Here is a 7,229-nt window from a genome sequence, read left to right on the forward strand (position 1 = left end):
TGAGTAAAATTCACGACCAATCTTTAAAACAACACATATTAAAACAAGAACTCAAATGGGGAATGAACAACTTAATTAATACCTACCTCAATTTTCATCAGATTGCTACCAATAACGGGGCAGAAACACTGGGAATTGATGGGAGAATAATAGATGATATGGACTTAAACAAGTTAAAGAAATATCACCAAAAATATGTTCACAACCAATATAACCCGAAACTGGTTAAAAGAGTTCATATTCCGAAAGGAAAAGATAAAACTAGACTACTTGGAATTCCTACTATTCAAGATAGAATCATCCAAAAGGCTTATAGAATATTTGAAAAGAATAAAAGGTCAAGAATAAACATTTAACCAGTGGTGACACGAAGTTAAACCTAGAAAAAGGATAAATTATGGAAAGCGGTGTGCTTGGAAACTTGCTCGCACCGTTTGGACGGGGGCTGTTGGTAATATTTGATAGAAAGATAAATCCTATCAAAGAAACGTCAATAATCTATTCGTATAGAAAGACCTTTAATTAATTTAATTCGAAAAACTAATTTAAATATTTATAATAAAAAGTTTAAGAATTTTATTAAATAAAAGATAATTGTAATTTATGTTGATAGAAAAAGTTTTAAAAAAAATTAATAATAAATTTAAAAATGATATTTATCGTTTAAATCAGGGCGCCAAAGAGGCCTAAATTTCGTGCTATCTAACCAATAGCCAGGGCAGATAAACCTTGAAAGGATATGGTCGGTCTAACAAACGAAAGAATGTCAGATTAGAGCAGACCATAAAAGCGGGTTGCGACGAAAGCAAATTAGTCAAAAAGACTTCGCCACCAAATAATTCCATGGAGAAGCCTGCAATGGCCTAAGAAGGAAAATTGATGTTACAACGAGACCTGCTCCGGAAGTTGCTGAAACGGACAGTCTAGAGTCTACTAATATAAATGATCTGTATTGAGTAGTTTATCAAAGAAAGAAACCTGGAATCAGCCTCCAAAAGAGGATACTTCCCCTAAAGAATTAAGGTAGAAATTTAGTGTAACTTGGAGAATCCTAAAACTAAGTAATTAAGTTTACTAATCCGGAAATAAAAGTCTGGATGGTCAAGGATAAAGAATCTTTTTAGTAGTCGTAAGGGTAAACCTAGATTTGGAATAATTTAGTTAATCGGCTTACCAGGAAGAGAGTTAATTACTCTTATAGGGCGAAAAAAGAAAGTAATTTATTATTTATTCAATGGTATCGAGAAAGAGGTTGATATATTGTGTCAACAACGGTTTCACCAGAAACTAAACTTTTCACGAACATCGAATAGAATTCAATATTGTTCATCAAATGGCTACTCTTTAAAAAGAGAACTCCAGCAGGGAATGAATAACTTTTACAACACGTTAACAGCATTTAATAAAAGAACAAAGGTATTGTGTAAAGATTGTCATCGTAAGATAACCAATCAGCAAATACACGATATTAGTAAAATAAGAACAATAAGAATAAATAACTAATCAACCGCGAGGGGAAATTAGTTCTCGAAAGAGAGTGAATTATGGAAAGCCGGATGCTTGGAAACTTGCTTGTCCGGTTTGGACGGGGGCTGATTGTAAATAAAACAGCAAAGATAAATCGCTGAATAAAACGCAATTAATCTATCCGTATTATTTTAGGAGTTTACCAAAAAGCTACTGAATTAGCTTTATTTTATGAAGAAAACATCGAAGAAGCTCAAATAGCTGCTTTGTTCCATGATTATACTAAAAATGAATCTTTAGAATTCCATTTATCTTTATTAAATCATGATATTATTAATAAATATAAACAAATGGTTTTTATGTATCATGCTTTCAGTGCGCCTATCGTACTTCAAAAAGAATTTAATATTAATAATAAAAAAATTTTTGATGCCATTAGAAAACATGTTTGGGGTCATGAAAACATGAATAAATTAGATAAAATTATTTTAATTAGTGATAAAATAGAAAATAGTAGAACTTTTCCAAATATCGATTACTTTAGAAAATTAGCTTTTAAAAATTTGGACCAAACGATATATGAATTATTAAAAAATAATCTTGATTATTATATCCAAAAAGGTTTTAAATCTTTTCCAGAACAAATAAAAATATTAAATTCTTTAAAAAAACAACTATTCTTAAATTGAAAAAGGTTTGGTAATATTTGTAATGTTGCGTATTATATCTGGAAAATATAAAAATTTTCGTTTAAACTTAGTACCATCTAAAAATACTAAAAGTTCTACTCATTTAATTAGAAAAGCTTTATTTGATACCATTCAGAAGGATATTAATAATAGTATTGTTTTAGATTTATTTGCAGGTTCTGGAGCTTATGGATTCGAAGCCTTAAGTAGAGAAGCGAAAAAGATTTTCATGGTAGATAATTCTCTACCAGCATATTTAACAATTAGAAAAAATCAAAATAAGCTTAAAATTAATAATCAAAAAGTAATAGTATTTTATAAAAATGCTTTTAATATTTTAAAAAGATTTATATCTAAAAAAATTAAATTTGATGTAATTATTTTAGATCCTCCTTATGTTTTTGATATAAAAAATTTATTCCCTGAATTATTTAAAATTATTCATTCTCAAAGTTGGATTATTTATGAAACTTATCGGGCGCCAAAGAGGCCTAAATATCGTGTGATTTGACCAATCACCAGTGCGATAAACACTGTAAGGCTAAGAACGGTTCTTGAATGGAAACTCTCAAGAATTACAGCAGTTCTTAAAAGCGGGTTGCGACGAAGTAGTTAGTCAAGAAGATACCGCCACCAAATGGTTCTAAGGATAAGCCTGTAATGGCCTAAGAAGATAAGAAGATGTGATATTTATTTTAATATATTAAAATAATCTCGCAAACTACTATAAGCGAGCAGTCCAGAGTCTATTAATATATATTTTAAGTATTGAATAGTTTATCAATTAACAAACCTGGAATCTCACCATTAATAAAATGGTTACTTCACCTAAGGAATCAAGGTAGATATTTAGCGTAACTTGGAGAATCCTAAAGGTCAGTTATTAAATTAACTAATAATGAGCTTAAAGTCATTAGGCCCAAGGATAAAGCGACTTCTTAGTAGTCGGAGGAGTAAAACTTGATCTGGAATGATAAAGAGAATCGTCCTCCCTGGAACAAGGTTAATGACCTTGATAGGGCGAAAGAAGTCAGTAATTTATTGTTTATTGAATGATATCAAGGAAAACAAAGATTTTTTTAATCTTGAAAATCATTTAAAATCGTTTAGTATTTAAAAAGAATTACAAGCACGGAATTAAAAACCTACCAATAATTTAATCAAATCATAGATGGTATCAAATTCCAAAAATTAAATAATACCACCAAAGATAATATTTCAATGGTAATTGATAATTATGGCCATTTCGATAAGTTCTTATCCTAAAGATTCTAGTTAAAATTAGAATTTTTGGTATTTCTCAAAAAAAATCATTTATAAAGTTATAGAACAATTATGAACTCCTTATTTCTAAGTTATCTTTTCAAAATGGAGTTCAGAATTAAGAACTAAAAAAAATTACTATGACGTCATCAAACGCATTTAACAATTATTCCAAGGAATTGAGTGTATTATGAAAAGCGATCTTTAGGGTTACTGTAAAACCATCAATCAGATATCACTTCAAAAATACATCAAAAAAAAGATAAATTTTTTAAAACGATATATAAATGACTAAATATAGTATTATAAACAAGATCAAATATAAATCATTATCTGGTTCATCCAAAGGAAAAATAATAACAATTTTTCTTAGCCAATGTTTATTTAAATTCATTGATAATAAAATGGAGAATCCGATTACTAAAAAAATCAAAATGAAAAATAAATCTAGAATATAGAAAAGCTTATCGAAAAAACCGACACCACGATTTAGGAATCGATAGATAATATTTTAATTTGAATCCCAACCTCTGGATAGTAAATAATAAAAAAATTAAAAAATTCCTTTAAGAGAAAATATTATGAATCCAAATACTGAATTATAAAGTTAAGAGATATAAGAAATTAATTCGGTTTAACTAATATTTTTAAACTATTAATTTACTTGAAATATCTAGGATAATACAGTTATTGAAAGATATTAGCAAATAAAGATCAAAAATCAATTTCTTCTATAATTAGAAAAAAATTAAAATAGCTAAAAATTAAGGAATTTATATATTCAAAATGCAAATAACAAGAATAAAATTGGGATGTCACAAACTATATTTATAACTATGACTTTATGCAAAAATGATGATCATTGTCAGAGAACTTATTAACAAATTTACAAGATTAAATAATTTAAGAAACCGAGAACGATCAGAATCAACAACTAACCAGTGGCGACACAACGTTAGTCTTCAAAAGAGGATAAATTATGGAAAGCCGGATGCTTGGAAACTTGCTCGTCCGGTTTGGATGGGGGCTATTTGTAATAGATATTAGAAAGACAAATCCTATTATCGAAACGCAAATAATCTATCCATATATAAAAATTTATTACCTGATATTAATCAAAAATTTATTTTAATTAAAAATAAAAAATACGGTAATAAAAGATTGATTTTTTACAAACCTATTTTTCCAACTAAAGATAATTTTTAATAAAATAAATTGATTAAATAATGGTTAAATTATTCCAAAAAATATATTAAAATTGAAAGGAAAATATTTATGACTTGGTTCGAAACAATTTTATTTTTATCAGGTTTATTTTTAGGTATTTTATTAGGAGCATTGATAATGTTTTTTGTTATTAGAAAATATTTAGAAAAAAATCCTCCTATAAATAAAAAACAAATCAAAGAAATGTTTAAACAGATGGGTAGAAGCCCTAGCGAAAAACAAATTCAACAAATTATGTTGGCGATGAAAAACAAAAAATAAATTGGAGATTAAATGAAACTAATGAGTTATTATATATTAATTATAATTATATTTGTAATTATATTAACTTTTATAAGTATGAATTTAATATATCGATTTAACTTTAATTATAAAATCGAACATTATTTATTAAATTGTGATCTTTTAGAACAAGAAGTTTTAAAAACTTTTATTAAAAATAAAAATCAAACTTTTCCTTTAACTAATCAATCACCAATTACTAAAAAATTTTTAAATTTAAATATCTTAACTAAAATAAAAGACGATGACATAAATCCAGCTCATGGAATTTACTTACTAAATGATAATATTTTTAATTTAGTTATAAAAAATAACAAATTAAAACAAATATATTTAGACAATTAATTAAATAAAATTTAATAATTATTAAATTTTAAAAGAAGAGGATTTATATATCTAAAGATGAAAAATCAAATAGAAATTATAGCTTATTATGAACCTAAATTGCAAGATATAGGGATTATTCACAAAGGATTAAAAACGAAGCTTAATTCAGCATTCGCGAATAGTTCAGAAATTAGTAACCCTAAAGAATTATTTTGCTTATCTTTATTACTATGTGGGCGCCAAAAAGAGGCCTAAATATCGTGTGATTTTACCAATCACCAGCGCGATAAACGCTGAATGGATAAGAACGGTTTTTGAAAGGAAACTTTCAGGAATTACAGCAGTTCTTAAAAGCGGGTTGCGACGAAGTAGTTAGTCAAGAAGATGCCGCCACCGAATGATTTGATGGAAAAGCCTGAAATGGCCTAAGAAGATAAGAAGATGTAATAGTAAAACCTGTCTCGTAAACTACTATATAACCGAGCAGTCCAGAGTCTATCAATAAAAAACATAGGTATTGGATAGTTTATCAATTAATAAACCTGGAATCTCACCGTTAAACGGTTACTTCTCCTAATAGATCAAGGTAGATATTTAGCGTAACTTGGAGAATCCTAAAGGTTAGTTATTAAATTAACTAATAATGAGCTTAAAGTCATTAGGCCTAAGGAGAAAGCGACTTCTTAGTAGTCGGAGGAGTAAAACTTGATCTGGAATGATAAAGAGAATCGTCCTCCCTGGAACAAGGTTAACGACCTTGATAGGGCGAAAGAAGTCAGTAATTTATTGTTTATTAAATGATATCAAGGAAAACAAAGATTTTTTTAATCTTGAATATTATTTAAAATTGTTCATTATCGAAATAAACATTAAAATAAATATGGGATAAAAAATGTTATCGATTTTCTACCATAATTTTCATTCAATCGTAGTCGAAAAGATTCTATTTTAATTAAAATACATTCAAATAATAAACAACACGTATTAGCGTAGTTTGATAAATATACAAATTATCGTGTTACGTAAAAAAGATTATTTTTAGATATCTTATCAACAAAATTATGGTATTAAAAAATTTAAGTAACCAAGAACGATCATAATAAACAACTAACGAGTGGTGACACAACATTAGTCCTCGGAAGAGAATAAATTATGGCAAGCCGGATGCTGGGAAACTTGCTCGTCCGGTTTAGAGGGGGGCTGTTTGTAATAGATAACTATAACTGAATGACAAATCTTGTTATTGAAACGCAAATAATCTATCCCTATTTTTATAAAACCACACATAAATATTTAAATCATTCTGATTTTAAAATAAAAGTTTTGTGTAAAAGTTATATTGATAAAAAAGGGTTTTATTTTGATATTAGTTTAGTTTGTGGCATTAAAAACTTATCTTTGGAAGAAACAAAAGATATTATGAATATTATTCATCAAAAATGCCCTATTTCAAGGGCTTTAAATAATTATCAATATTTTCAAATTCAACCCATATTGTATCAAAATTTTTAATATAACTTAATAGGCGCCAAAGAGGCCTAAATTTCGTGCTATCTAACCAATAGCCAGGGCAGATAAACCCTGAAAGGATATGGTCGGTCTAACAAACGAAAGAATGTCAGATTAGAGCAGACCATAAAAGCGGGTTGCGACGAAAGCAAATTAGTCAAGATGATTCCGCCACCAAATAATTCCATGGAGAAGCCTGCAATGGCCTAAGAAGGAAAATTGATGTTACAACGAGACCTGCTCCGGAAGTTGCTGAAACGGACAGTCTAGAGTCTACTAATATAAATGATCTGTATTGAGTAGTTTATCAAAGAAAGAAACCTGGAATCAGCCTCCAAAAGAGGATACTTCCCCTAAAGAATTAAGGTAGAAATTTAGTGTAACTTGGAGAATCCTAAAACTAAGTGATTAAGTTTACTAATCCGGAAATAAAAGTCTGGATGGTCAAGGATAAAGAATCTTTTT

Annotated in this window: 9 protein-coding genes and 1 pseudogene; all 10 read left to right on the forward strand. The window is 28.1% G+C overall.

Annotated features, from left to right (window positions below):
* A pseudogene (locus tag OC705_RS02085) lies at positions 1-356 on the forward strand (hypothetical protein); the annotation flags it as partial.
* A gap of 41 nt (positions 357-397) precedes the next feature.
* On the forward strand, positions 398-526 hold the full coding sequence (locus OC705_RS02090) for a hypothetical protein (protein ID WP_304514051.1): 129 nt from the start codon (positions 398-400) through the stop codon (positions 524-526).
* Positions 527-1,368: 842 nt separating this feature from the next.
* Positions 1,369-1,503 carry a hypothetical protein gene (locus OC705_RS02095; RefSeq protein WP_304513979.1) on the forward strand — a complete coding sequence of 45 codons (135 nt, stop codon included), beginning with the start codon at positions 1,369-1,371 and terminating at the stop codon, positions 1,501-1,503.
* Between the two features lie 206 nt (positions 1,504-1,709).
* Positions 1,710-2,156: a bis(5'-nucleosyl)-tetraphosphatase (symmetrical) YqeK gene (yqeK, locus tag OC705_RS02100; RefSeq protein WP_304512644.1), complete on the forward strand. Its 447-nt coding sequence runs from the start codon at positions 1,710-1,712 to the stop codon at positions 2,154-2,156.
* Positions 2,157-2,178: 22 nt separating this feature from the next.
* A complete protein-coding gene (locus OC705_RS02105; RefSeq protein WP_304512643.1) occupies positions 2,179-2,667 on the forward strand; it encodes an RsmD family RNA methyltransferase in 489 nt (162 codons plus the stop codon).
* 1,731 nt (positions 2,668-4,398) lie between these two features.
* A complete protein-coding gene (locus OC705_RS02110; protein WP_304512642.1) occupies positions 4,399-4,551 on the forward strand; it encodes a hypothetical protein in 153 nt (50 codons plus the stop codon).
* Positions 4,552-4,694: 143 nt separating this feature from the next.
* Positions 4,695-4,907, forward strand: coding sequence for a YneF family protein (locus OC705_RS02115; protein WP_304512641.1), 213 nt, complete (start codon positions 4,695-4,697; stop codon positions 4,905-4,907).
* 21 nt (positions 4,908-4,928) lie between these two features.
* A complete protein-coding gene (locus OC705_RS02120; protein ID WP_304512640.1) occupies positions 4,929-5,273 on the forward strand; it encodes a hypothetical protein in 345 nt (114 codons plus the stop codon).
* Positions 5,274-5,330: 57 nt separating this feature from the next.
* Entirely contained in the window at positions 5,331-5,510 is a 180-nt protein-coding gene (locus OC705_RS02125; protein ID WP_304512639.1) for a hypothetical protein, read from the forward strand.
* Positions 5,511-6,482: 972 nt separating this feature from the next.
* The gene (locus OC705_RS02130) at positions 6,483-6,767 is read left to right on the forward strand and encodes a hypothetical protein (RefSeq protein ID WP_304512638.1); all 285 of its coding nucleotides are present in this window, start codon (positions 6,483-6,485) and stop codon (positions 6,765-6,767) included.
* Positions 6,768-7,229 lie beyond the last annotated feature (462 nt).

Origin of the sequence: Candidatus Phytoplasma fabacearum (assembly GCF_030586805.1) — a bacterium.
Classification (GTDB): Bacteria; Bacillota_I; Bacilli_A; order Acholeplasmatales; family Acholeplasmataceae; genus Phytoplasma; species Phytoplasma fabacearum.

What these genes read in the sequence shown, in the direction of transcription:
- OC705_RS02090 (WP_304514051.1), top strand. Translation starts at nt 398, where the DNA reads ATGGAAAGCGGTGTGCTTGGAAACTTGCTCGCACCGTTTGGACGGGGG.
- OC705_RS02095 (WP_304513979.1), top strand. Translation starts at nt 1,369, where the DNA reads ATGAATAACTTTTACAACACGTTAACAGCATTTAATAAAAGAACAAAG.
- OC705_RS02125 (WP_304512639.1), top strand. Translation starts at nt 5,331, where the DNA reads ATGAAAAATCAAATAGAAATTATAGCTTATTATGAACCTAAATTGCAA.
- OC705_RS02110 (WP_304512642.1), top strand. Translation starts at nt 4,399, where the DNA reads ATGGAAAGCCGGATGCTTGGAAACTTGCTCGTCCGGTTTGGATGGGGG.
- OC705_RS02120 (WP_304512640.1), top strand. Translation starts at nt 4,929, where the DNA reads ATGAGTTATTATATATTAATTATAATTATATTTGTAATTATATTAACT.
- OC705_RS02105 (WP_304512643.1), top strand. Translation starts at nt 2,179, where the DNA reads ATGTTGCGTATTATATCTGGAAAATATAAAAATTTTCGTTTAAACTTA.
- OC705_RS02115 (WP_304512641.1), top strand. Translation starts at nt 4,695, where the DNA reads ATGACTTGGTTCGAAACAATTTTATTTTTATCAGGTTTATTTTTAGGT.
- OC705_RS02130 (WP_304512638.1), top strand. Translation starts at nt 6,483, where the DNA reads ATGACAAATCTTGTTATTGAAACGCAAATAATCTATCCCTATTTTTAT.